Raw genomic sequence first — 22,867 nt, 5'->3', positions numbered from 1 at the left:
GCTTACTCCTCCAATCTCTTAGTCGCACCGGATAGCTCGCCGCCCTCTAGGGTGTCCCAGAGCCGCACATCCTCCTGGCCCAGCGACCAGAGCGCGATGCCCTGCAGGCCCCAGTCGTGGTCGGCCCGGGCTCGCCAATGCGCCACGGCTTGCCCGTCGTTGCAGTAGGCGATGATCCCGACCTCTCGGTCGAAGATGATCAGCCGGCCCAGCCAGGTGTCGTGATCGACTGGCGTCACGCGCATCGCCGTTTCCTCGCCGGCGGTGATCGGGATGCCTTGCCAGTGCTCATATACCCAATCGAGCGCGGTGGCCTCCTCGCGGGTGTCAGGCTCATCCACGTCGCTGGTCGGGCGGAACCTGTTGCTGTCGTCCCACTCGACCCCTTCCCGGTCGATCCGGCCCATCAGCTCGGTCTCTCCTCCGATGGTCACCTCGAAGGCCTCGCGCGGCTGATACCACCAGCCGTCCCCGAGGTAGATGTGATCGAGCCACACCTCGGTGCCGGCGTCATAGCCGGTCGGCCCGCCGGGTGGCGTCGTCTCGGCCTCGAGCACCAGCGGGATGCTGGTCTCTGCTGCGGAGAGGTACACCCGGGCCGACCCGTCGCGAACCCGTAGGGCGAGGACCGCCTGCGCGGACTGTGGCGCCGCCCCTGTGGCCCTGGCCGGCACCCAGGTGGTGTCGAGGACGGTGGACCCGCGTAGGAGCCTCAGCCGGCCGTCGTCGCGCAACTCGGCCGTGATGCCCCGCGAGTAGACCGCCATGGTGCCCGGCGCCGCGAACTGAAACCGGCCCATCACGTAAAGCGCCTGATCGCCGAAGCCGTTGTTGAACTCCAGCGTGCCGGACCCTCGGTACTGCCGATAAGCGTCGGTGACCTCGAAGGTCTCCCAGGCGCCGTCGGGCTGCGTGTAAATCGCATCGAGCTGCTGGTCCGAGGTGGCGTAGTCATCGATGATCGTGGCCGCTACCGGGTCGCGCTTGAGCACCTCGGCGGTGAGGGTGAACCCGTTATACGGCTCGACCTGGTCGCCGTGGATATCGATCGCCGGCTCCGCCACGATCGGGTACTCGACCCGTGCCTCGCCGGCGGAGTTATCGGTCACGCTCCACTGCGGGGACCCAGCTGGCAGCCCGTACCGGGTGAGGTACTCACGGCCCTGGTAGGTATCGGTGACCGTGCCGAACGCCTCCGCATAACTGCTGGGCTCCATCCAGTCATAGGCGTGCAGGAACCCCCATAGGCTGCGGGAGGAGGGGTCCCGGTAGGCGACCCACGCGATGTCGGGGTGCTGGTCGTCGGAATACCACGGGGTGATCCCGTTGAACTGCTGCATGAACGAGTAGTAGGTGCCGGAAAGGCCCCGCCAGGTCTGCCCGAGGTTGCTGGGGTAGTCGTGGATGCGCCAGAAGTAGGCGTATAGGGGCACACCCATATAGACCTTGGCCGGGTCAACCTGGGAGGCGACCCAGCTGTAGACCTCCTCCATCCAGAACCCGGGGGAGATCGGGCCCGGCGCGGAACCGGACCAGGAGAAGTCATAGCTCATGATCTCTACGACGTCGAGCATCTCGCCGAGCTGCCGGTAGCGCACCCAGTTCTCGCCGCCGACCGAGCCCGTGGCGGTCAAGGGGGGAAGGGCTGCCCCGACCTGCCGGCCCAGGCTGTGGGCCCGGTCCGCGACGTGCTGGAAGATCAGCTCGGACTCCTCCGGCCTGTCGTCGCCTCCGGACTCCAGATCAATGTCGACCCCGTGCAGCCATGGGTAGGTGTCGAACATTGCTTCTACCTCATCGGCCAGGTTCCTGCGGGCGGCGGCGGAATCGCGCAGCGCGTCGAAGATCGCCCGCGGCCCGTCGTCGGGGTCATCCATGTTGCGGAAGCAACCCCAGAAACGGATGTGTGGCCACTGCTGCCGGTAGTGGTCGAGCAGGTTCGGGTCGAAGGTCTCTGTGAGGTCGCCGGTGGCGCTCACCGACCATCCGAAGATCGACACATCGGTGATCCGGTCTCCGTAGTGCTCCAGCGCGAACTGGATACGCTCGGACCACATGTGCCCGGTCCACACCCATACTCTCGGCATCTAAGCTCCTCTGTCCCGCCATCTCAGGCGTATGTGCATCCGTCTCTCGGTGCTGGATCGCAGCGTGAGGTCTGACCGCTGCGTGATGATCGGGGCCCGGCCCCAGCCGCGCGAAGCGGCGCCCTCCTCACCGTCGACGTAGGCGTCGCCGGTGAAGCTGCCGAACCGGTAGGACCCGACCCGCGCCTCGCCGGCTACGTTGTGCAGCTCCACCCTGGTCGGGGTCGCCCGGTCCAGGTTGGTCAGCGCCACCACCTCCATATCGCCATTGACAACCCCGTTCCGGTACTGGACGCCGCCGGCCGTGGTCCCTGCCTCTCGCGGGTTAGGGACCACGGCGGTAGAGTCCTCGCCGGGTTGGAGCTGTACATCGGTCACGTCGAGGTGGGCCGAGCTGGGGATGTCGCGGGCGCGGATCCGCAGCCGGATTTCCTCGACCGGCTTCTGCGCGTAGATCGGCCGCTGCAGCCTCACGCCGATACCCCTGCCGACCAGGGCAGCTCGGTCACATGCGGTAGCCAGCCCGAGCTGCCTCCGCCGGGCTGAAACATCAAGTCGGTGACCTCGACCGTGGCCTCATCGGGCAGGTCCTCTACCTGGACGCGCACACGAATCTTCGCGATGCGGCCCGAGGGTCGGATAACGCCTTGCATGCGGCCTCCTCAGCTCAGGTCTAGGTCGATCGTTTCGGTCTCTCCGTCCTCATAGGTCACCACGGCTTGGACTATCAGGTCGGGCTCCCAACCGGTCGGCCCACTGGTCTCAAGGTCGAAGCTGAACGCATACGCCGACCGGTTATCCGGCTGCACCGTCTGCTCGATCCACCGCTCACCGGACCCCTCGAAGCGCACCGCGTAGTCACCGGTGCCGCCTCCGTCGACGACTTCGACCCCATGGTTCGCCCAGTGGGCCAGCCCGTTGTCGAACCGGCTATTGAGCAGCAGGTTGAACGGCACCAGGTCGAACGTGTCAACCCCGGCGCCGGTCTCAAGCTCGCCGGCATTCTCGGTGTCTGAATCTCCGGTCTCGCGTAGCCGTGCCGAGAGGGTGATATTGGACGCCCACGGCCGGATGATGTCGTACTCCAGCCGCATGATCCGCTGCGTCTCTTCCAGCCCGATCTCCGGGTCCACAACGGTGACCCGGTCCCCAATGTCGAACCGGTCTAGCTCCTCCCCGGTCCGCGCGGACAGGTCGTTGACCGTGACCTCATAGGAAAAGTCGGGTCGGCTCCGGTTAGCCAGGGTGGCCTGCGCCATGGAAAGCATCGAGTGCGGCGCGGTGCCGGACTTGAACTTATAGGTCGCGCTGCGGACCTCCTCGGTAAAGGAGAAGTCCTCCACATAGGCTCGCCCGTTGTTGACCGAATCGATGCTCAGCCCGTCCTCATTGCGCGCATATAGCCGGGTGACCAGCGAGGTGGTGTCAACGACCCGCTTGGAATCGCTGAGCCCGCGCCCGTAGAAGAACGCCACACCGTTGTCTCGGCCCGATTGGGTCACCAGCGAAACCGTGCGGTCCTGGTTGTTGAAGATCAGGTCCCCGCCGTGATTCTCCTGCACCGTGCGCAGCAGCTCTAGCGGGTTGCCGTCCTCGACTGAGTAGCTGCGCCGGGTAGTGACATTCGCAGTCCCTACCGACCAGCCGGTGCCCTCCACGGCGGTCTCCATGACCCGCCCGGCGGTGACCTGGTCCCATTCCTGGGCCTCGACCTCGTCTGCGGTGGACAGCTCATAGAACCGGGCCTCGGCGTATACCTCCAACATGGTTCGCCGACCGACCCGCTCCTTCGTGGTGCGCCGCACCCAGTACCGTTCCCCGGCGACCTCTAGGATGCGCTCATTCTGGATCAGGTGGGTGTGCTTATGGCTGGCGGGGACCGTGAGTTCGAACGTCTCGGCCCCGTTGACCTCCTTCGTGACCACTGCCTCGACCGGGTCGATGATGACCGCCTGCGGCGCCTCCTCGTCCCACACAATGATCGGGGTGTAGGGGTAGACCGGCGGTGGCCCGTCCTCCCACACGCGGGGCTCCACGGTGACCTCGAAGGACCGGGAAACGCTGCGGCCCAGCTCATCGGTCAGGGTCACCTCGATGGTGCCGTCCCCGACCTCGAAACCTGCCGCGATCGATAGGGTCTCCTCGGTCTGCGAGACCGCCACCACCTCCGGCGCCTGGACCTCCCAGTCCGCCGGTCCGCTGATCGTGTGCTCAAGCTCCACGGTCAGCAGCTCGCCCTGCTCGATCACCACATCGGCGATCGGCTGCAGCGTCGGCGCCGGGTCATCGGGTTCCCGCACCTCTAGCCCGGTGAAAGTCTCACCGGTGCCTAGGGGAATGTCCCAACGGAGGAGCCCGTCGAACTCGGCCGGGAACTCCTCGACCGGCTGGGACTCCCAGGTGTCTCCGTCGTCGTCCGATAGGTGCGCGACCGCTCCTGCGGGCAGGCCCGGCACCGCCGGTTGCCGTTCCCACGCGACCAGCTCCGCGCCGGTGGAGAAGGTGGCCGCTTCCAGCGCGGTGATGCCCGTCTCGGTGACCTCGAACTGCTCATAATGGTCATCGGCTTGGCCGTCGGCCCACCGGCTGCGCCCCATGGCGCCGACGAACTCTGCCAGGTCGAACTCTGCGCCCGGGTGCGCGATCAGCACCTCATCGAAGAACCCGCGCTCATAGAAGTCCGCGTGCCGAAGGGAGAACACGTCCAGGTTCGCCTCGGACCCTCCGTTGGCGGTGCCGGAGAAGCTGCGCTCCGGGCACCGCCAAGTGCGCCCGTCCTCATGGACCGAGAACACCCGTGAGGTGTTGTTGTCAAGGTCCATCAGCATGCCGATGTAGTACCAATCCGAGGTACCCGTCCACGGGATGCCGGATTCGTACTGGTCAAGCAGCAGGGACCCGCCGGCCGAGTAGACCTGCTGCCGGACCTGCCCCGAACCACCGGCGGTCGAAAGGTACACGAACGGGTCGGTGGCGCGGGTGTCCAGCAGCGGGTTGAAGTCCATCGTGTAGCTCTGCTGCGCCCACAGGCCCACCAGGACCTTGCCGGTGGTCGGCCACATGCCGGAGAAGTTGTCCAGCTGCAGCCGGCCCTGCTCGCTGGCCGGGTCCTGGTAGTTGATCCGAAAGCAAATCCCCCAGGGGCCCGGGTCGCGGCCCCACCAGAACCCAGCCCCGGATTCATAGCGCCACAGCCGGGTGTCGTCGACGGCGTCGTTATACTCGCCGCCTCCGGTGTCGGTGATCCGCGCCAGCGCCGCCGGATTCAGGTCCGGGTAGCTGGTCGGGGTCTCACTGGACCAGGAGAACTTGTCGTTCCACATCAGATCCTCCTCGCATTGGGGTAGAGATAGGCCCTGGAAGCTCCCGCGGTGCGGGTGACCTCCACGGGCTCACCTCGGCGCAGTGCGGGCCGCTCATAGGTGCTCATGCGCTGCACAAGCGACCCGAGCCGGCTGCCGCCCTGGGTGGTCCGGTAGAACTCCATCGCATCCCAGTCCAGGTCGATCACCTCGCCGGCTCCTGCTCCGCCCTCGATCGTGATGGAGAAGTCCCCGATGGTGATCGTCACGTCGTTACCTCCGGACGCGCTGGCGACCTCGAAGGTAAAACGCGGCCGCGCCACGGTGTTGCCCTTGTCCAAGGTGAACGTGGTCTCCCGGCCGATGCTCACCCGCTGCGGCTCGGACTCCCGCGCCGAAGGATCGGCCTGCGTCTCTAGAGTCACGTCCGCGCGAAGCGTGAATCCGATGCCGGGCTCCCAGGTCAGCCGCGACCAGTTGATCTCCTCGGCCACCAGAACGTCGCGGTACTCCCACGCCGAATCTGTCTCTAGCGTCAACGGCTGCGGCCCACGGGAAGGGTCCAGCAACGCCACGAAGGCGTCTCTGCGCTCGCCCGTCTCAGTCGGGGTGTCGCCCTCGATCAGCACATCGAACTCGAAGGACGCAACCGTGCGGGTCGAGCCTCCGAAGTGCCGGCCGTCGTGGCCCGGGATCTCTGTGCTCTCGATCGTCAGCCCGCCGAGCGACGGCCACTCATTCAGGGTGGCCGTCACTCCGGCGAGGGTCGCGGTGTCTACTCCGCCCAGTGTGAAGCTCACGAGACAACTCCTCCCAGGTTCACGGCGCCCTTGGATCGGTCAGCGCGGGATGCGCGGACCCATAGCTCCTGGGCGACCTTCTTTGTCCGGTCCTCGGAATCGACGATCATCTCGCCGACCTTCACCAGCGGGCCCTGCACCGTCAGCCCGCCCTGCTGGGAGGCTGCCGGCTGCGCGTCGGCTGCCGAGGGTGCGCGGACCGCCCCTGGCATATCGGCGGTGAACCGACCGAGGCTGTCTTGGACCGACGAATACTCGGCTTCCAGGCCCTCGGTGAAGCCGCCCATCACGAGCTGGCCGGCGCCCTTAAGCAGCACCGCGTCTCGCTCCGGTGGGCCCTTCCAGTCGGGCAGCATGTCGGTCAGCCCGCCGAGGGTGTCCTGCACCCGGCCGAACGCTCCAGTGATCCCGTCGATGAATCCCTGGATGATGTCGCCGCCTGCGCTGAGCAGCCAGGACCCGGCTCCGGAGAAGACCCCCATCACCTGATCCGGCAGCCCGAGCAGGAAGTCCATCAGATTGCCGATGTAGCTCTGCGCGCTGCTGACCAAGCTGGACCAGGTGTCTGTCAAGAACCCGAGGATCGAGCTGCCGATGCCGGTCAGGAGGCTCAGCACCGATCCCCAGGTGCTGGTCCAGAATCCGAGGAACCCGCTGATCACGCTCTGCCCGGCGCTGATACCTCCGGCGAGCACGGATTGCAGCAGGCTCATCGCTGCGCTGATCGTCGAGCCTAGGAAGCTGCCGATCGCCGACCACATGCTGGACCAGGCCGAGGAGAACCCGGAGACGAGCCCTTGGACGAAGTTGAGCCCTCCGGCGATCAGCGACTGCAGCAGGTTCATGCCGCCGGAAATGATCGATCCTAGGAGGCTGGTGATTCCCTGCCAGACTCCGGACCAGAAGGTCTGGAACCCGGAGACGAGCCCTTGGACGAAGTTGAGCCCGCCGGCGATCAGCGACTGCAGCAGGCTCATGCCGCCGGAAATGACCGAGCCTAGGAAGCTGGTGATCCCGGACCATACTCCGGACCACCAGCTGGCGAACCCACTAATCAGGCCCGTCACCCAGTCGATCGTGGAAGCGAATACTCCGGTAATGAACGCGACTACCGCGTCCCAGTTCATGATCAGCGCCACCAGGGCTGCGATGAGCGCGGTGATCCCCACGACAATCCAGGTGACCGGGTTGGCCAGCAGGGCTGCGGTCGCCGCCCAAATGCTCGCGGTCCACGCGATCATGGCTGCCACCACCGTGGTGCCGATAATGGCCGCTAGGGTGCCCAGCAGCCATTCGTTCTCGGCGAGGAACCCGGCGAAATCGATCAGGTACGGGGTCACCGTGGCAAGCGCTCCGCCTAGGCTCTCCACCAGGGTGGTCGCCATGGGCTCCAGTGCCGCCATGGCGTTGTTCTTGAGGACCCCCCAATGGTCGGAGAAGGTCATGGTCTGCTCGGCGGTGTCTCCGATCAGCCCGTCCGCGTCGGCAAGGGCCCCGGTCAGGTCCTCGATCTCGAAGTTCCCGGACCGGATCGCGGTGGTAAGCCGCTGCGCGCCCTCTGCGCCGAACGCATCCGTGGCCAGCGAGAGCGCCTCGCTGCTGGTCTCCGCGTCGGCGATCGCATCGACGGTGCCGTGCAGCTCCTCCTGCACATCCTTGCCCTCATCGGCCCACTCTCGGAAGGCCGAATTCAGCCCGGGCATCACCCGGGATACCGACAGACCCGAAGATTCCAGCTGGCCGAATAGGGCCGCGGACTCCTCCATCGAGAAGCCGGCGTTCTGCAGCACCGAGCCGTAGGTGTTTAGGTGCCCCATCACCTCATCGAGGCCCATCCCATAGTCCTGTGTGGACTTGAAAAGGGCATCCATCAGGCCGGGCCCGTCCTCGGCGGGGACCTGCCACTGCTGCATCGATTGGCCGAACGCCTCCGCGTTGGCGACCCCGTCCTCACCGAGCATCCGGGAGGCCTCCATCACGCTGGTGGTGAGGTCCTGTAGCGACTCGCCGCTCTCACCGGTGTAGGTGTTCAGCCCTGCAATGGCCTCGCCCACGTCACCGATATCGGCCGGTATCTGGGTGGCCACATCTTTGGTGTCGTCGACGAGGCCCTGCAGCGCGTCACCCTGGGCGCCGGTGCCGACCTCGATCGTGTTGGTGACGTCCTCCCAGGTGGACCCCACGTTATAGAGGCCCTTGAAGGCGCCCACCACGCCGGCGGTCAGGGCCGCGGCGCCGATCATCCGACCGAAGCTGCCTCCGAACCGGGACCCGGCTTCCGTGCCTCCTGCCTCGCCGGCCTGCCGGCCTGCGCCGGTCAGCTCACCGACGAGGCTCTCCTGGATTCCTTCTGTGGACGGGACCAGCCTGATCCAGGCTGTAGCAAGCTCGGTTGACATGGGGCTGCTCTCCGTCCGTTGTCCGCGTTAGGTGTCTGTGTTGGCCTCGGTCTCGGCTGCCTGGTCCCACCAGGCGTCGAAGTCCTTGATCGGAATCGCGCCGGCGCCGATGGTCTCGCCCTTCTGCTTGTCCCCGGGCCGCTGCACGCGCTTCGGCTTGGACCCCTTGCCGCCGCCGCGCTGCCAGTTGCCGGAATTGAGCGCGTCGAGCACTCCGGCGAGCAGGTACTCCGCGGCGCCCCAGTCGGCCTGCTCGCCTCCGAGGGCGCGGCCGAGGGCGGATGTGCGGGGGACGTGGGCGACGATCACTTCGAGGTGGCGCCACGACAGCGCCTCGGTGCCGAGGTCATCGAGACTCCGGCCCTGCTGGAGCAGGTCATACTCCAAGGCGCTGCCGTGCTCACCGTCGATTAGCTCGAGGAGGCCGAGGATTTTCCCACGGTGGTCTGCGACTCTGAGGCCCAGGCATTGAAGACCGCGGCGACCTGCTGCTGGTCCATGTCGGCGTACAGGCCCGGGTTATATTTCTCGAATATCTCCCGGGTCAGTTCCTGCATGCGCAGCTGCGTGTCCTGCGAGAGGTGCTTCGCGGCCTCCTGCGCGTCGAGGTCGGCGTCGGCCTTCATGTGCTCGCGCAGCTCGCGGAACACCTCGATCAGGGGGTCTCGCAGCCCGTTGGTAATGAACTGCATGTAGGGCATGCGGTACTTCTTCTGCCGCCCGGGCATCTTGAACTCAAACTGGTTCTGCTTCACGGACGCGCGGGACTGCGGTACTTCGAATGTCATGGGGTTTGGGACCTCTCTGTGTGCGGCTGGGACCTGGTGGCAAAGGGAAACCCCTAACCGTGGCCGGTCCCAGGGACCACGGTTAGGGGCTGATCTAGTGGGCGGGCTCAGTCCGTGCCGGACTCGTCTCCGCCGTCGTCTCCGCTGCCGCTGCCAGTGCTGGCGCTGGCGGAATGCACACCATCGGTGGTGTAGATGTAGATGTTGTTGCCCTCCGCATCCGGGTAGGTCGACAGCGTCACCGGAAGCTTGACCGCGTCCGTCTTGACGAACTGGATCTCTCCCTGCTCGGTGACCTGCCCGCGGGGCACCACGATCAGCACCCGCCGGGGGCCGTCCTTCATCTTGAAGAACCAGGACTTGATCGGCAGCTCATCGGCGTTGAGCACAGCCTTGGTCTCGGTGCCGTGCTCGGAGGTCGCCGCGGTGACCTCGACGTTGTCGTCGCCGAAGTAGTTGCGCAGCGCCTCCTCGGAAAGCTCCAGGTGTTCCCAGGAGAGGGTGCCGTCGAACTCGGTCAGGATTTTGCGGATCACCGCACCGGACCAATCGCGGATGTCCTCCGTCGATCGTTCGGGGGTCAGGGTGATTCCCTCCTCCCCGACATAGCCGGAAGAGGTCGCGGCGCTGGGGACTTCATCCCGCACATTCTCAGGAAGATCGACCTCGGTTGGGCCCGAGAGAATCGCGCCGGTGGTCTTCTGGTCGGGTGCGCCGACGAAGACGTTTTTCTGTGCAACTGCAGCCATGGTGGCGGTGTCCCTTCTAGTGGTGTTGCTGCGGTCAGAGGGTGGTGCCTCGAACGTCGAGGCTGTAGGTCGCGGTGTAGCGCGCCTGATTCGTGTCCGGGTGGGGGAGCGAGGCCGGTCGGGCGTACTCGCCCACGTGGTGGATCGGGCAGCCCTGCACCAGGTCCTCGCCCTGCTGGGCGTAAAACCAGGCGCGGAAGAGGTCGGCCAGCTCACCGGCCCGCGAGTTGCGGTCCGCGTAGGCCTCCACCGTCACGGTCGGCCGGTCGGTGACGAGGTTGCGCCGGTCCCCGCCGGTCTCCCAGAGCCGGATGAACTCGGAAGGCCGGGGGGTCGGGGTGCGGTCGCTGACCGGTAGGTCGATGCCCCGGTCGGCGGCGAAGGCCTGGAATTTCTTTGCCAGGGCTGCGGTCACGTTCGGGAAACTGATTAGCTCCACGGGGGCCTCCTATCGGCCGGCGTCGAGCGCCCGGGTCAGGGTGCGGTCTCGCGCCTCGGCCCGCATGGCCTCAATCGTGTCGGTGCGGATGAATACGGCCGCGCGGTCGGTGAAGGTCAGCTCCGCGCTGTGGCCGGGACCCGCTGCCGCTGCGATAGCGTCTCCGCGCCGCTGCAGGTCCGCTCGCACCTCTGGGCCGCGCAGCAGGTCTCCGATCGCCTTGCCGTTGACCTCCAGTCGGAATTTCTTAGCCATGGCGGCTCACCCTTCCCATATCTGGATTTCAAACTGGACGTAGCCGATGCCGGTCATCGAGGGCTGCACCAGCGGCTGCCCGACGATGCGCCATTGCCGGTCGTCTCCGGGGAGCTTGATCCGGTCGGTGCCGGTAATGTCGGCGTCCTCATCGGGGAGCTGCACCGTGTAGCGGGACTGCCGGGCCTCGCCGCGGGTGTTGTCCTCATCGGTGCCGGCCGGGTCGACCTTCGCGTCCTCTAGGGGGCGCTCCTGCGGCTGGGACCAGTCCTGAATCTCGGCGTTGTTGTCTGTGATCGTCTGGGCCCTGAGCCGGGTGATCGTGGTCCGGGTGTACTCGACCAGGGGCCTCATGCCGAATCTCCTGTGTTGAGCTGGTGGCGGGCGACCGTGTCGGACCACTTCTGCGTGACCCCGACGGCTGCCTGCGTGCCAAACCCGACGCTGTTGGAGCCGGCGGACTCCTGCTGTACGTGCGCCAGGCTGGTCGCAATCGTGGCCGCGTGCTCCAGGACGGCGTCGGCAATGTCGCCGGGGATGGTGCGGTGCCCGTGTGTGTAGGTCACCTCGATGTTGCCCAGCCCGGAGGGCCACCGGCCGTCTCTGCGGCGCAGGATGCCGTGCCGCAGGCTGAGCTGAAAGTCTGTGATGGTGTCCCCGTCGATGCTGACCGTCGGGGTGCCCTCGATCGGGGCTGCGGGGAGGTGGAGTACCTGCCGGCCGTTACCGTCAAGCTCCACGGTGTCGTCCTCGACGCGGACCACCGGGTGTCCGACCTCGCCGATGAACCGATCCGATGCGCGCCGGACCGCAAGCTCAAGGCGTGGACTATCCGCGGGGAGTCGTGTGTGCACCGCCAGGTCCGCGGGGTCGGCCAGCAGGCCCTGTGTGTCGTTCTCCGCCATTGCTGGTCCCTCCTGGGGTGTGTGTTGGTCTGGGCTGGCCGGGCGCGCCGAGGGCCCCACCGCTGCGGTAGTGGTGGGGCCCTCGGCGCTGCGTGCCGTGCGGATCAGCTGGTGCTGTCGTCGCCTCCGGAGCTGGTGCCTCCGTTGTTGAGGTCGACGATGCAGAGCTTCGCCGGCTCGCGGAACAGCTGCGTGGCGCGCAGCTCGGCGCGCACGTAGGTGAGGTTCCGCTGCGCGTAATCCTTGTGCTGGTTGAACGCAAGGATGGTCAGCGCCTCAAGCATCAGCAGCTGGGCGGTGGAGAACTGCCCGATCACCGCGGTACCGGGCTCCAGCGCCTGCGAGGTGAGCCGCTGGTTGCCCCACGCCGTCGGAGGCGCGGTGGCGAACGGCCCGCCGCCCAGGTAGCGGTCGTTGCTGTCCTTGAGCAGGTCCCAGGTCTCGTCGTCCTCCGGGTGGAGAAGGACCGCCTGGATGCTCGCGCTGTTGTTGCGCAGCTTCGTGATCGCCTTGCGCAGCGTGGTCGGCACGTCGGTGTTGAAGTCCTGCTGAAGCGTGCCGCTGAGGTTGAACAGCCCGGCGGGCTCATCCTCATTGCCGGCGCCGTTGAGCACCGTGTTCTCGACCGCCAGTTCCAGGTTGCTGGTCAGCGTGGAATCGATCAGCGTCTGAATGATCCCGTCGTCGGACAGCTCCTGGTTGGTGACCTCCATGCCGTCGGCGTAGGTGTGCGCCTTGGCGTCGGCGGTCTTGGTGGTCAGCTTGGAGACCGGCTTCAGCGAGGTGCTGCCGGAGTTGGACTTGGCCTCCGGCACGATCTTGGCGTTGTTGGTCTTGCTGATCACCTGGCGGTACTGGAACCAGGGCAGCTCCGTGGTCCCGTGGGTGATCAGGTTCAGGAACGCCGCCTCTGGCCGGTAGACCAGATCGTCGACCTCGTTGGTGCGCACCGGGCGCGCGTTGCCGGTGGCGTCGGTGTTCAGCGGGGTGTCGGCCTTCTCCAGCCGGCTCGGACCCACGTTCTGGGCCTTGATGCTGATCGGGGTCTCGCGGCCCACACCGGTCGGGTGAGCCTTGCGGAAGTCCCGGTACGCGCTGGACTTCACGAACCGCTCACCCACGGAGCCACCCTTGGTGGTGCCGTGGTCCTCGGGCTGCTCGTGCTCATCGTCCGAGGGGGTGTTCACCATGCCGGACAGCGCCTTGGTGGCGGCGTCCTGCTGGTCAATCAGACCCTTGACCCGGTTGTACTCCGTGGCCAGCTCAGTGGCGCGGTTGGAGTCCTGCTCGGTGAACTCCTCGGGGCTGTCGGTGGCTTTGGTCCGCAGGTTGGTTGCCTCGGCTGCCAGCGCTGCGAGCTTCTGCTTGAGCGTCATCTCAGGGGGTCCCTTCTGTATCCGTCATGGTGGTCAGCTCGAGCAGAGCCCGAACATGTGGAGCAGCACCGGTGCCGGCGCTGCTGGTCTTTACTTCTGCCGGCTGCGCGGGCTGCGCAGCTGGGTCCTCGCCGGTGGGGGTGAATTCACCGGCTTGCTTGATCGCGGCGAGGAACTGGTCGGCGAGCGTCTTGCCGAACTCCTCGGCCTGCGCGGTCTGGACCGCCTTGACGCTCTGCAGCTCGGTGCCCGGGTTGACCCCCTTGAAGCAGGGGCCTGCTTCCCAGAGCTCGATGCTGGTGATGTGGAACTCCGGATCCTCATCGGGCCGCTCGATCAGCTCCCAGTCCCGGATGCCGCCGCCGATGCTGAACTCCACGACCCGGCCCTTCCGCATGAGGTCATACACGCGGGCTGCCCGCGGGTTGTCTTCCACGTCGAGCCGGCCGCGCAGCTCCAGGCCCGCCTCGGTCTCCTCGGCGCCGATGTATTCACCGATGAAGCTCTCCGGGTCGGTCCACTGGTGCGACCAGATCGTGGGAATGTTGCGGCCGCTGGACGCCCACTCCGCGAGGGTGTCTGTGAAGGCGCCCTTGTCGATGATTTCGCCGTGCCGGTCGACGACCCCGAAGGCCGACACCAGCGCTGTGAATTCGCCGGCGCCACCGTCCTCGACCGGTACTGCCTTCGCGGTGAAGGCCTTATTCAGCGTGCGCATGCGCGCCGCCTCCTCTCGGTTGTTGTTAGCTGGTGGTCCACTCGACGCCGCAGGTGCAGCCGGCCAGCTCCTCGACCCCGAGGGCCGCGTCTCCGGGCCACTTCGCGCCGTTGGAGAACCGATCGCTGAGCGCGACCGTCTCGCCGTGCATCGCTGCGTGGGTGTCCCGCGGGTTGGAGCTGGTCACCAGCCAGGTCTTGCTGGCCGCTCCGGACGCCTCGGCCGCGTCGGCACCGCCGAAGCTGCGCGCCTCGGTGACCACCGACCCGAACGCGACCGCAGAAACGCTGGTCAGCACCGCAAAGGAGGTGCTGATCCGTTCGCCCTGGTCGCGCTCATCGTCCTCAGCTGGGGCCGCGGTAGCCTCGGACACCGCATCGACGACCCCGTTGTTGACCCGCTCGGCGGTGGTCGTCGACATCTCATCGAGATAGCCGTCCATCACCTCGCGTTCCCAGCCGGCGGCGTCGGGGTTGAGCTGCCGTAGCACCTCCCACGCTCCGGCGACCGCCACGGTGCCCAGCGGGCCGCGTACCGCCTCGGCCACGACCTGATCCCACCGGTCGTGGAAGTCCGCACTGGGGCCTGTGCTGCCCGCGGCGAGGACCTCGGCCTGCTGGTCGGCGTAAACCCTCGCGAGCGCTGCTGCCAGCTCCTCGCGGTGGTCATCGGCGTTCCCCAGGTCACCGGGGTCCTCGGCCTTGACGATCTGCCGGGGTGCGGTGGCGGCTTTCCGGACCCTGAGCGGCTGTTCGGCCTGCGTCCTGTTCTGCGATCCGGTGTCGTTGGGGGAGGCCAGCCCGCCGTCGGTGACATTCATCGGCACGATCAGCTCCTCCGTGCCCTCGATGAAGGGCAGGTTCAACTTCGCGCGCGCCTCGGCCCGGGTCATCACCGGGCCACCGGTCATCGTCTGCAGCACCTGCGCCTGCTCCATAAAGCTGCCGGAGATCGCCTCTTGCAGGTTCGGCTCCGTGTAGACCCCGTTCCGGCTGTCGAGGTGCTCTACCACCTCGGCGTTGAGCGCCTGCCGGAAGTCTTTGAACTGCGGGCCCAGGGTCGGGCCGAACAGCATCTGGCGGAACGCTGCAATGTTGGAGAAGTTGCCCTGTCGGGCTCCTACCAGCTCCGGGGGGATGTGGTAGGCCGAGGCGACCTCCTGGTCGTTGAGCTGCCGGCCGGCCACATTCTCCGCGTCCTTAGACCCGGGCATATCCCCGGCCGGCTCATACTCGATCCCGTTCTCCAGCAGCGGGGTCCCACCGTCGGCGTCGCGCCACTGCCGGAAGCTCTCAAGGAACCGGGCTTTCTTCGTCTCGTCCTTGAACTGCGACGGGTGCTTGAGGATCCCGTTGAACTTTGGGCTGTGGTCCCACTGCTGTCGGCGCCACTCCACCGACCGCCTGTTCTCGTCAAGAATCTGAGACAGGGTCGATAGCGGGGACACGCCTCCGGCCGCTGTCGGCGCCCAACCCCAGCCGATCATCAGCGGAAATTGGGTCAGATCGATGTTGTCCTGCCCGGGCGGGGTCACCAACGTGATCGCCGATGGTCGCCCGAGGTAGTCCGATCCGACCTGCAGGTGCCTCGGCGGGATCCTCACCAGCTCGCCGTCCAACAGGACCGCGCAGTACAGGTCATAGATCATCGCGTCGGTCGTGATGAGCTGCCAGAACCGGTAGCCGGTCATGAACCGGGAAGGCCGGCTCAGGGCCCGTTCGAGCGGGCTATCCGAGAGCCGGCGCCGGTCGGTGTCGCTGACCCGCTCGAAGGCGTGCCAGCCGACGCTGGCGACCTGCCGGGCCGCGAAGCTCACTACTTTGCGCAGCGAGGGCTGTGTCTTCCAGATCGTCAGCGGGTCGGCCACATGGTGCCCGGCCCGGTGCAGCGGAACCCCGGCGTCGGGGCTCATCATGCGCGGCGCCGCGTCCGTCGAGGGGTAGCCTCCGCGGCCGATCACCACGCTGCTGCCGTCGGGTGTAGTGATCGCGCTCATCGCCCGATCACCTGCACGTAGTTCACAGCGTGCCGCGGGATACGCATCTCCCCGGCTGCCTCGACCTCCCCGTGCGGGCCGTTGGCGGTGACCTCCGTCAGCCGAAGTCCCCGCCAGAAGGCCCAGCTGAATAGGGCGGTGGCGTTGAACACCGTTCCATCGCTTAGCGCGACGGACACCTTGGTTCCTGTCCTAAGCCACATGGCGGGGACCTCCGTTTCTCTGTCTAGGGGTTCACGCGACGCTGATCTCTTCGACGTCGCTGGTGTTCTCTCGGTCGGTGTTCAGCGCCTCCGACATGGCGTTGGCAAGCGCTGAAATGCCGTCGATCTTGTCGCCCGAGTGGGCCTTATCCGGCTTCACATTCCCGGCCGTGTCCGTCGCCACCGCGAGGTTGTCGACCATCCACCGGGCCACCGGGTTGCCGGCGTGCCGAAGCGTCGGGGCTTTCCTGGTGCCCTTGAGCACCAGCCGCTGCAGCTCCTTCATCGCCGGCGACATCGTGATGTAGCCCTGCCCGACCTTCACCAGCTCCACGTCCTCGGCCAGTAGGTCGTTCGAGAGCTGCGTCGCGTTCCATCGGTCGATGCCGATGCTCTGAACGTCGAAGGTCTCGCAGTCCTCTAGGACCTGAGCCTTGATGAAGTCGTAGTCGGTGACGTTGCCGGGGGTGAGGCTGAGCCAGCCCTGCGGAACCCATAGCTTGGAAGCGGCACCCGCGGTGCGCTTGTCCAGCGCGTCGAGGTTGTCCTCCGGGGTCCAGAATCTGAACCGGAGGTCATAGCCGCCGGCCTCCTGATCTGGGAACAACCAGGCCAGCGCGGTCAGGTCCGAAACGCTGCCGAGGTCGAGCCCGCCGAACGCCGGCGCGCCCGCGAGGTCTGTCTCGGTGACCTTCGGGCCGGCGTTGCGGTCCCACGCCTTCAGGTCGAGGAACGCCGTGGTCTGCCGGGTGCGCATCCCGCAGTGCAGCCGCTTGAATGCGGCCAGCTCCGCGGGGCTGTTCCGCGCCGCCCGAGCTGCCTTTTCGAGCGCGTCATGCGTCGGGCTGATCGGGTAGCCGGGGTTAGCTTTCGCCCAGTTCGACGGCTTCAAAGGGTCCGCCGTGTCGGGTAGCGCGAACACGACCCCGTACCAGGACGGATCCTTGAACACGCCCTTGGATAGCTGCTCCACATAGCGGCGTTTCCGGGAGTAGATCGTGTTTGGCTTGCCCGAGTCCGCCGTCGTGATGAAGCAGACCAGCGGCTGCGTGCGCGAGCCCGTGCCGGTCTCGAGCGTCTCCACCAGGTCTGGTGTCTTGTGGATGTGCAGCTCATCGATGATCGCGCCGTGAATGTTCGCGCCGTGCTGCGCGTCGGCTGCCGAGCTGATCACGCCGAAGTAGCTGTTGGACTTCGGGTGGATGATCTTGCCCGTGAGCGACCTGAACCGGCCCTTCAATGCCGGCGCGGACTCCGCTAGGCCCTTCACCGGTGCGAAAACGAACCCGGCTTGATCCTTAGTCGAGGCTGCTGCGACGACCTGGGCGCCCTGCTCGCCGTCGGCTCCGGTGAGGTACAGGGCCAGCCCGCCGGCGATCGTGGACTTGCCATTCTTACGGGGCACATCGACGTAAAGGGTCGATACGACCCGCACGTAGTCGCCGGCGCTGTTGAGCTGCACCCATCCGAATACCGGGGCAATGATGTAGGCAATCTGCCACGGGTCCGGGTTCAACGGCTGGCCCGCCAGCGCACCCTGCGTATGCCGCAGGAAGCTGAACGAGCGCAGCACCTTGTCTACTGCGTCGGGGTCGAACACTGCGCCGGGGACCTGTGAGCCCTCGGCCGTCTTGATCAATGGCGGATGCTTCGGCAGCTCATAGCCGCGGGTCACCATGTACCAGGCGACCTCGCGGCTGAGCTTCAGCCGGCGTAGCTTCGCCGGGCTCGGCAGCCCGAAAGCCTCACCGGTGTCCTGCGCAGTGTCCTCCTCAGAACGGGTTACCGTCGTCATCGTTGCCACCTGACTCGGTCCGCAGGTGTTTCTCCGCGGCCGGGGTGATCCCGTACTCCGCACACCAGGACCGGAATTCCTTAGAAGCGCGCTCCTCGATACCGATCCACGGGGCCACCACGGTGCCCTGCGAATTCTTCGCCAGCAGCGCGTGCTCCCTGCGGAACCGGACCGCCTCGCGCCACCGTGCGAAGGTCTCGCACATCGCCTCCAAGCTGGCGGCGTCGATCGGCTTGAGCAAACCAATCTCGGTCATCTGGTCCACGACCCTGTCCCAGAGCCAGTGCGCGTCCTCGGACAACTCCGCAGGCTTGGTCGGCGCATCGCGGGTGAACTGGACCCCGGCTGCTACCGGGCGCCCGCCCGAGTCTGTCTCCTGCCCGTCTTTGCGGGTGCCGCGGCCGTTCAGAACCCTGATCGGTGTCGGCGCGGACTTCCGCCCGAGGTTCGACGACGCTGCAACTGCACCCATCAGTCCTCCTCGGTTGTCAGGAAATCGACCTCACTGCCTCCGCGCAGCCGCGGAAGCTCGCCGGATTCCTTCTGCCACCGGGCGCAGATCACGTCCACGTACTGCGGATCAAGCTCCACCACCCGAGCCTTCGCACCGTGGTAGTGGGCCGCGATCAGGGTGGAGCCGCTGCCGGCGAACGGGTCAAGTACTGCCTTGCCCGGCCGGACACTGTTGGCCATCATGTCGAGGATCAGCCGCACCGGCTTCATGGTCGGGTGCTCCCGGCTCGCCGGCGGCTTAGGCACCTCGAACACCGTCGTGCGGTTGTTGGTCCCGAACCAGCGGGGACCGCCGCGGCCGAGCCGGCCCTCGGCGCCCGGGGCGAACCCGTACATGATCGGCCCGTGTGTCTTGCCGTCCTCGCCGGCCTGCTCCTCCTGCTGCTCTGGTGGCGCCTCGGCCTCCAGCACAGGCTCATGCTTGTACTGGTAATCGCTATGGCCCAGCACGATCGTGTTCTTCACCCAGATCAAGTTCTGCCGGATCAAGAACCCGGCCTCGCGCAGCGCGGTCTCGAAGGACACCCGGCGGGTATCTGAATGCGCGATGTAGACCGGCGCTCCGGGCCGCAGCACTCCGACCGCTGCGGTGAACGAATCCAGCAGCAGCGCCTCCAAGTCGTCGGCGCCGTCGTTCTGGATCCGCAGGGCCTTCTCAGTCTTGCCCTGGTACTCGACCCCGTAGGGCGGATCGGTCCACATCATGTCGGGCCGCTCGTCGCCCAGCAGCGAAGCCAGCACGCCCGGGTCGGTAGCGTCTCCGCAGATGACCCGGTGATCGCCAAGCTCATACACCTGGCCCAGCTGGGATATCGCCGGCGCCGTCTTCGGCAGCTCATCGGCACTGTCGGGTGCCTCGGCCGGCTCCTGCTCGGTGCCGTGGACAAGCTCCTCCACGCTGGCCGCGTCGAAGCCGGTCCCGTCGAGGGTCGGCAGCGAGTCCAGCAGCTCGGCAAGCTCGCCGTCGTCATAGCCGGCGATGTCGTTGGTCCGGTTATCGACCAGCACGATCCGCGCCGCCTCATCGTCGTCTACGTTGACGAAGGTCGCGGCTATCTGGTCCCAGCCCATCTCGCGGGCAGCCTTGAGCGTATGGTTTCCCGCGAGAACTTCATTGGTTCCGGCGCGGACCACGATCGGCTTGTACTGACCGTTGTGCTGGAGGCTCTCGACGATCGCTGGCACGTTACCTCGGCGCGGATTCCGGCCATAGTGGACCAGCCCGTCGGTCGGGACCGCGAGCTTCTCGATCGGGCTGTGAATGTTGGGGACCGTCATGTCTATTCTCCTTCCCGGAATCCGGGCATAGGTGCGATCATGCTGAGATTTGTGGCTGACATAGGTGGAACCCGAGGCCGCCGATAGGATCGGCCCATGGGGAGCGCAAAAGAAGTCGAAGATTCCAGTTCGAAGTTCACTCAGGTCATGGACGCGGCCGCGAAACTACCCGGCGTGCGGATCAACCGTGCGGAGTACCTTCGAAAGGCGCTCAAGCGGTACTGCTCTGAGGAACAGATCGATAGAGCAGTAGCCGAAAGTCCGGCAGCTGCCGGCATCGCGCCGGATATCATCACCGAGGTTGCGAATACCTCTATTCGTTACGAAACGGGCAAAGTCACGGGACTCTCTGCGCTGGCGGGGGTCCCAGGCGGCATCGCGATGATCGGGACCGTGCCAACAGATTTGGCACAGTACTTAGGCCACATGCTCCGCATCGCTCAGAAGCTGGCCTACATCTACAGCTGGCCGGACCTGTTTGCCGGTGACGACGAAGACATCGATGAGGCCACGGAAGGTGTGCTGACTCTGTTCGTCGGGGTCATGGTCGGAGTTCAGCTGGCTCAGAGCGGGGTATCGAAGGTCTCCGCGATGATGGCTTCGCAAGTGATCAAGAAACTGCCACAGAAGGCTCTTACGCAGGGGGCGCTCTACCCCATAGTTAAGAAGGTCGCCGCAATTCTTGGAGTCTCTATGACCAAGAAGATCTTCGCTAGCGGTATAGCAAAAGCGATCCCAGTAGTAGGTGCGGTTCTATCAGGGGGACTCACCTTCGGGACGTTCCTGCCGATGACGAAGAAGCTGCAGAAGCACCTTGCCAGCCTGGAGATTACTAAGCCCGGTCTTAGGCCTGACCTGGCTACGGACGTCGTTCAGTAGCGAACTGGGGCTCTCCGAGAGCGGCCGCGCGCAGGGGGGTACCCGCATTTTGAGATATCTCGCGGAAAACTACCGCGGCGCGGCTTTGACCTCCGAACTCACAAATCCGAACTCCCCTCCCCGGGGGCAGCTCATTGAGGGCCCCGGGTGTGGCGCCGGTTGGCCCGGGCCTGCCTGGTCTTTATGGTGTGGCAGTCGGTGCAGAGTGTCTGCAGGTTTGCTGGATCGGTGAGCGCTCCGCCGTCGGCGATCTCGACGATGTGGTCTGCTTCGAGGTGTTCTGTTGCTCCGCAGCTGCGGCATTGTGGTTCGCGTGCGAGCTGCTGGTCGTGGATCTGTTGGCGCTGGTATCTGGTCAGCGTGCTGGTGTTGCTGCTGGGATTGGCCCAGGGTTTCCGCTGGTGGGTCTCGCACCTGCCTTGGTGGGTGGCGCGTGCTCCGCAGTAGCAGCGGGTGGGGGCTGCGTATGGCATGGGGTGGGCCCTTTTCCGGGGGAGGGGTGGTGCTGCTAGTGGGGCCGGGCCCTGCTGGTGGTGTGGGGGCGGGCGTGTTAACGAGGTCGGGCCCCTCCTGTGGTGCTTAGGAGGGGCCCGATCTCGTGGTGGGGAGGGTTATTCTTGTCCCCCGTGGGGTGGTCTTTCGGCGCCCTTATCGGGCCCATTGACTTTGATGCAGGGCTGGCCGGCGGGTTGTTCACATATATCGCAGGGCTTGTTGAGGGATCGAGGTAAGCGTTCAGGCGACGCTGGGGCTGGCAAGACCGCGGTGGTTGTCCTATCGAGTACCTTTTCGACCATTGCCACTATCTCCTGGGAGTAGCCGGTCACGATCAGTACCGAGACGATCGTCTTGAGGATCGCGACAACGCAAGCGGCGATGTACAGCGCCTTGAGTCCCTCGATGGCTTTGGGGGAGTAAGAACTCAAAAGCTCATCGCGCCGTATCAGTCCTCGCCAGAAGACGTTCTGTAGCTTCTGTCTGACATTGAGAGACTCTGGGCTTTCGGAATCTGCGAATCCTTCGAGTTCTTCTTCGCTGAAGGTCTCGGAGATGCCAATCACGAGGTCTCTTGACTTCGCAACCACCTCGGGATCGGACCAAAGGCGCTCGAAGTCAGGAATGTTCCTGTTGAGCGCAAGAGATATTTCGTGCAATCCGGAGAGATCTACCCTAGTTGCCTCTCTGATCTGCTCAGAAAGGAGTCGGGTGGTCTCTCGCATTTCCGCGGTGACGGCGTCCGACATTATTCGGGCCGTTTCGGATCCGACTCCTTTGATCCCAAGTGAGAAGTCGAACAGCTCGCCGTAGTTCACCATCGGTTGGATTCTTGGCATCATATTTTGGATGAGGCGTCTAAAAGACTCGCCAAATTCGTCGGGGAACCCCGTGTCTAATGCCATCCGGTTCGCTCCTGTTGGCTACCCAATACCTTGGAAGGTGAGCGAGAAACCGTTTTTGGGTGCAGCGTACTTGCCCAATAGCTTAACTTATCCACAGGCTGGGGGCCAGTCGTTCTTGGAGTGTTGCGCTCGGGACTTGTCGGCGTCGACGGCTGCCACGCATGCCGGGCAGGCGTCCGGGTCCTGGTCGCTGAACTCGATGGGTAGTAGCGCCTTGACCTTCTTCCCGCAGGCTGCGCGTCGGTACTCGCCGGGCTCCTCGAGGAACTGCGGGGCGCGGTGCTTGTCGAGCGCCTGGTGCAGGGTTTGTTCGTAGAAGCCTCCGACGTGGCAGGCGTGGCTGAGGCCGGGCTCGGCGGGCAGTACCACGTCGCGCCGGCTGGGACTCCCGGGGTTGGTGCCGAGGTTGAAGTGCTCAAGGCTGGCGTGGAATGCGGGGGCCATGGGTTCAGCCTATCCGCGCCGACCGTCGTGCTGCGGGTCATCGGCTGGCCCAGTTGATCATGCCGGCGAGCCAGTCCCATTCGTGTAGCGGCCAGCAGGGCAGCCCGTGGTGCCAGGCGCCGCAGTCGTCCGGTGTTGGTTCGCAGACCCCGGACTCGCACCGGATCACCACCTCCGGGTTCTGTTCTGTTCCGATGCTGCGGACCATGAGCTGCTCGCCGGCGCACCAGGGGCAGCTGGTCTTGAGCCGCTGACCTTCTGTCACCTCGGTCATGTGGCGGGCGGTGGCCGTCTTCATCTGGTCTAGCTTCGCTGCGGTGGTGGCGAGGACCTCGGCGTGCTGGGCGGGGTCGAGCCGGGGTGCTGCTGCCCGGATGTAGCGCAGCACATCGGTGGTGGTGGTGTCGGCCTGCCGGGTGAGCTGGACGTGCATGGTGTCGTCGCCGAGGGTGCCGGCGATGCTGGTGGCGGTGGTGCGGGCGGTGCGCTGCTGGTCGGTGAGGTCGTCGAGGATATCGATGTGGACCGGGGCGGGGGTGGC

The 22,867-nt window shown here is 66.0% G+C and carries 25 protein-coding genes; 1 reads left to right on the top strand and 24 read right to left on the bottom strand.

All coding sequences use genetic code 11. The features are described 5' to 3' along the window. Window positions 1-2: 2 nt before the first annotated feature. The 20 genes from I2487_RS13125 to I2487_RS13030 all read right to left on the bottom strand — a co-directional run bounded on the left by I2487_RS13125 (window position 3) and on the right by I2487_RS13030 (window position 19,603). Window positions 3-2,087 carry a glycosyl hydrolase family 18 protein gene (locus I2487_RS13125; RefSeq protein ID WP_207170603.1) on the bottom strand — a complete coding sequence of 695 codons (2,085 nt, stop codon included), beginning with the start codon at window positions 2,085-2,087 and terminating at the stop codon, window positions 3-5. Then, the gene (locus tag I2487_RS13120) at window positions 2,088-2,561 is read right to left on the bottom strand and encodes a hypothetical protein (RefSeq protein ID WP_207170602.1); all 474 of its coding nucleotides are present in this window, start codon (window positions 2,559-2,561) and stop codon (window positions 2,088-2,090) included. Next, a complete protein-coding gene (locus I2487_RS13115) occupies window positions 2,558-2,740 on the bottom strand; it encodes a hypothetical protein (RefSeq protein ID WP_207170601.1) in 183 nt (60 codons plus the stop codon). The genes I2487_RS13120 and I2487_RS13115 overlap by 4 nt, the downstream gene beginning before the upstream one ends. A gap of 9 nt (window positions 2,741-2,749) precedes the next feature. Then, window positions 2,750-5,410 (bottom strand): phage tail protein, encoded by a 2,661-nt coding sequence (locus I2487_RS13110; protein WP_207170600.1) that lies wholly within the window; start codon window positions 5,408-5,410, stop codon window positions 2,750-2,752. Continuing rightward, window positions 5,410-6,189 carry a phage tail family protein gene (locus I2487_RS13105; RefSeq protein WP_207170599.1) on the bottom strand — a complete coding sequence of 260 codons (780 nt, stop codon included), beginning with the start codon at window positions 6,187-6,189 and terminating at the stop codon, window positions 5,410-5,412. Before I2487_RS13105 ends, I2487_RS13110 begins: the two co-directional genes overlap by 1 nt. Beyond that, a complete protein-coding gene (locus tag I2487_RS13100) occupies window positions 6,186-8,588 on the bottom strand; it encodes a phage tail tape measure protein (protein ID WP_207170598.1) in 2,403 nt (800 codons plus the stop codon). Before I2487_RS13100 ends, I2487_RS13105 begins: the two co-directional genes overlap by 4 nt. Before the next feature lie 27 nt (window positions 8,589-8,615). Continuing rightward, a complete protein-coding gene (locus tag I2487_RS13095; protein ID WP_207170597.1) occupies window positions 8,616-8,975 on the bottom strand; it encodes a hypothetical protein in 360 nt (119 codons plus the stop codon). A gap of 23 nt (window positions 8,976-8,998) precedes the next feature. Beyond that, window positions 8,999-9,376: a hypothetical protein gene (locus tag I2487_RS13090; protein ID WP_207170596.1), complete on the bottom strand. Its 378-nt coding sequence runs from the start codon at window positions 9,374-9,376 to the stop codon at window positions 8,999-9,001. A 107-nt stretch (window positions 9,377-9,483) separates the two neighbouring features. Beyond that, complete coding sequence (locus I2487_RS13085) at window positions 9,484-10,125, bottom strand: phage tail tube protein (RefSeq protein WP_207170595.1); 642 nt, start codon at window positions 10,123-10,125, stop codon at window positions 9,484-9,486. 34 nt (window positions 10,126-10,159) lie between these two features. After that, on the bottom strand, window positions 10,160-10,564 hold the full coding sequence (locus tag I2487_RS13080) for a hypothetical protein (protein WP_207170594.1): 405 nt from the start codon (window positions 10,562-10,564) through the stop codon (window positions 10,160-10,162). Between the two features lie 9 nt (window positions 10,565-10,573). After that, window positions 10,574-10,819 carry a hypothetical protein gene (locus I2487_RS13075; RefSeq protein ID WP_207170593.1) on the bottom strand — a complete coding sequence of 82 codons (246 nt, stop codon included), beginning with the start codon at window positions 10,817-10,819 and terminating at the stop codon, window positions 10,574-10,576. 6 nt (window positions 10,820-10,825) lie between these two features. Further along, window positions 10,826-11,173, bottom strand: a complete 348-nt coding sequence (locus I2487_RS13070; RefSeq protein WP_207170592.1) for a hypothetical protein — start codon at window positions 11,171-11,173, stop codon at window positions 10,826-10,828. Then, on the bottom strand, window positions 11,170-11,724 hold the full coding sequence (locus I2487_RS13065; RefSeq protein WP_207170591.1) for a hypothetical protein: 555 nt from the start codon (window positions 11,722-11,724) through the stop codon (window positions 11,170-11,172). Before I2487_RS13065 ends, I2487_RS13070 begins: the two co-directional genes overlap by 4 nt. A gap of 104 nt (window positions 11,725-11,828) precedes the next feature. Then, window positions 11,829-13,100, bottom strand: coding sequence for a phage major capsid protein (locus tag I2487_RS13060; protein ID WP_207170590.1), 1,272 nt, complete (start codon window positions 13,098-13,100; stop codon window positions 11,829-11,831). A 1-nt stretch (window position 13,101) separates the two neighbouring features. Next, window positions 13,102-13,818: an HK97 family phage prohead protease gene (locus I2487_RS13055; RefSeq protein WP_207170589.1), complete on the bottom strand. Its 717-nt coding sequence runs from the start codon at window positions 13,816-13,818 to the stop codon at window positions 13,102-13,104. A 25-nt stretch (window positions 13,819-13,843) separates the two neighbouring features. Then, the gene (locus I2487_RS13050) at window positions 13,844-15,814 is read right to left on the bottom strand and encodes a phage portal protein (RefSeq protein ID WP_207170588.1); all 1,971 of its coding nucleotides are present in this window, start codon (window positions 15,812-15,814) and stop codon (window positions 13,844-13,846) included. Next, window positions 15,811-15,993, bottom strand: a complete 183-nt coding sequence (locus I2487_RS13045) for a hypothetical protein (RefSeq protein ID WP_207170587.1) — start codon at window positions 15,991-15,993, stop codon at window positions 15,811-15,813. The genes I2487_RS13050 and I2487_RS13045 overlap by 4 nt, the downstream gene beginning before the upstream one ends. 55 nt (window positions 15,994-16,048) lie before the next feature. Next, complete coding sequence (locus tag I2487_RS13040; RefSeq protein WP_207170586.1) at window positions 16,049-17,695, bottom strand: terminase large subunit; 1,647 nt, start codon at window positions 17,693-17,695, stop codon at window positions 16,049-16,051. A gap of 94 nt (window positions 17,696-17,789) precedes the next feature. Next, window positions 17,790-18,284, bottom strand: coding sequence for a phage terminase small subunit P27 family (locus tag I2487_RS13035; RefSeq protein WP_207170585.1), 495 nt, complete (start codon window positions 18,282-18,284; stop codon window positions 17,790-17,792). Further along, window positions 18,284-19,603 (bottom strand): DNA methyltransferase, encoded by a 1,320-nt coding sequence (locus I2487_RS13030; RefSeq protein WP_207170584.1) that lies wholly within the window; start codon window positions 19,601-19,603, stop codon window positions 18,284-18,286. Before I2487_RS13030 ends, I2487_RS13035 begins: the two co-directional genes overlap by 1 nt. A 96-nt stretch (window positions 19,604-19,699) precedes the next feature. On the opposite strand from I2487_RS13030, the gene I2487_RS13025 reads away from it, so the two are divergent. Continuing rightward, window positions 19,700-20,482, top strand: coding sequence for a hypothetical protein (locus I2487_RS13025; protein WP_207170583.1), 783 nt, complete (start codon window positions 19,700-19,702; stop codon window positions 20,480-20,482). Window positions 20,483-20,613: 131 nt separating this feature from the next. Here I2487_RS13025 and I2487_RS15895 read toward each other — a convergent pair whose 3' ends face one another. From I2487_RS15895 to I2487_RS13005, 4 genes are all read right to left on the bottom strand, one after another. After that, window positions 20,614-20,955, bottom strand: coding sequence for an HNH endonuclease (locus I2487_RS15895; protein ID WP_207170582.1), 342 nt, complete (start codon window positions 20,953-20,955; stop codon window positions 20,614-20,616). Between the two features lie 138 nt (window positions 20,956-21,093). After that, complete coding sequence (locus I2487_RS13015; protein ID WP_207170581.1) at window positions 21,094-21,798, bottom strand: hypothetical protein; 705 nt, start codon at window positions 21,796-21,798, stop codon at window positions 21,094-21,096. Between the two features lie 171 nt (window positions 21,799-21,969). Further along, window positions 21,970-22,326 carry a hypothetical protein gene (locus tag I2487_RS13010; RefSeq protein WP_207170580.1) on the bottom strand — a complete coding sequence of 119 codons (357 nt, stop codon included), beginning with the start codon at window positions 22,324-22,326 and terminating at the stop codon, window positions 21,970-21,972. 37 nt (window positions 22,327-22,363) lie between these two features. After that, a partial coding sequence (locus I2487_RS13005; protein ID WP_207173061.1) for a hypothetical protein occupies window positions 22,364-22,867 on the bottom strand: 504 nt, incomplete at its 5' end.

It is taken from the genome of Nesterenkonia sp. E16_10, from assembly GCF_017347085.1.
Lineage (GTDB): Bacteria > Actinomycetota > Actinomycetes > Actinomycetales > Micrococcaceae > Nesterenkonia.
This window is presented reverse-complemented; position numbering and strand designations above follow the sequence as displayed.

What these genes read in the sequence shown, in the direction of transcription:
- I2487_RS13125 (WP_207170603.1), bottom strand. Translation starts at nt 2,087, where the DNA reads ATGCCGAGAGTATGGGTGTGGACCGGGCACATGTGGTCCGAGCGTATC.
- I2487_RS13115 (WP_207170601.1), bottom strand. Translation starts at nt 2,740, where the DNA reads ATGCAAGGCGTTATCCGACCCTCGGGCCGCATCGCGAAGATTCGTGTG.
- I2487_RS13110 (WP_207170600.1), bottom strand. Translation starts at nt 5,410, where the DNA reads ATGTGGAACGACAAGTTCTCCTGGTCCAGTGAGACCCCGACCAGCTAC.
- I2487_RS13100 (WP_207170598.1), bottom strand. Translation starts at nt 8,588, where the DNA reads ATGTCAACCGAGCTTGCTACAGCCTGGATCAGGCTGGTCCCGTCCACA.
- I2487_RS13090 (WP_207170596.1), bottom strand. Translation starts at nt 9,376, where the DNA reads ATGACATTCGAAGTACCGCAGTCCCGCGCGTCCGTGAAGCAGAACCAG.
- I2487_RS13085 (WP_207170595.1), bottom strand. Translation starts at nt 10,125, where the DNA reads ATGGCTGCAGTTGCACAGAAAAACGTCTTCGTCGGCGCACCCGACCAG.
- I2487_RS13075 (WP_207170593.1), bottom strand. Translation starts at nt 10,819, where the DNA reads ATGGCTAAGAAATTCCGACTGGAGGTCAACGGCAAGGCGATCGGAGAC.
- I2487_RS13070 (WP_207170592.1), bottom strand. Translation starts at nt 11,173, where the DNA reads ATGAGGCCCCTGGTCGAGTACACCCGGACCACGATCACCCGGCTCAGG.
- I2487_RS13065 (WP_207170591.1), bottom strand. Translation starts at nt 11,724, where the DNA reads ATGGCGGAGAACGACACACAGGGCCTGCTGGCCGACCCCGCGGACCTG.
- I2487_RS13060 (WP_207170590.1), bottom strand. Translation starts at nt 13,100, where the DNA reads ATGACGCTCAAGCAGAAGCTCGCAGCGCTGGCAGCCGAGGCAACCAAC.
- I2487_RS13055 (WP_207170589.1), bottom strand. Translation starts at nt 13,818, where the DNA reads ATGCGCACGCTGAATAAGGCCTTCACCGCGAAGGCAGTACCGGTCGAG.
- I2487_RS13050 (WP_207170588.1), bottom strand. Translation starts at nt 15,814, where the DNA reads ATGAGCGCGATCACTACACCCGACGGCAGCAGCGTGGTGATCGGCCGC.
- I2487_RS13040 (WP_207170586.1), bottom strand. Translation starts at nt 17,695, where the DNA reads ATGGTGACCCGCGGCTATGAGCTGCCGAAGCATCCGCCATTGATCAAG.
- I2487_RS13035 (WP_207170585.1), bottom strand. Translation starts at nt 18,284, where the DNA reads ATGGGTGCAGTTGCAGCGTCGTCGAACCTCGGGCGGAAGTCCGCGCCG.
- I2487_RS13030 (WP_207170584.1), bottom strand. Translation starts at nt 19,603, where the DNA reads ATGACGGTCCCCAACATTCACAGCCCGATCGAGAAGCTCGCGGTCCCG.
- I2487_RS13025 (WP_207170583.1), top strand. Translation starts at nt 19,700, where the DNA reads ATGGGGAGCGCAAAAGAAGTCGAAGATTCCAGTTCGAAGTTCACTCAG.
- I2487_RS15895 (WP_207170582.1), bottom strand. Translation starts at nt 20,955, where the DNA reads ATGCCATACGCAGCCCCCACCCGCTGCTACTGCGGAGCACGCGCCACC.
- I2487_RS13015 (WP_207170581.1), bottom strand. Translation starts at nt 21,798, where the DNA reads ATGGTGAACTACGGCGAGCTGTTCGACTTCTCACTTGGGATCAAAGGA.
- I2487_RS13010 (WP_207170580.1), bottom strand. Translation starts at nt 22,326, where the DNA reads ATGGCCCCCGCATTCCACGCCAGCCTTGAGCACTTCAACCTCGGCACC.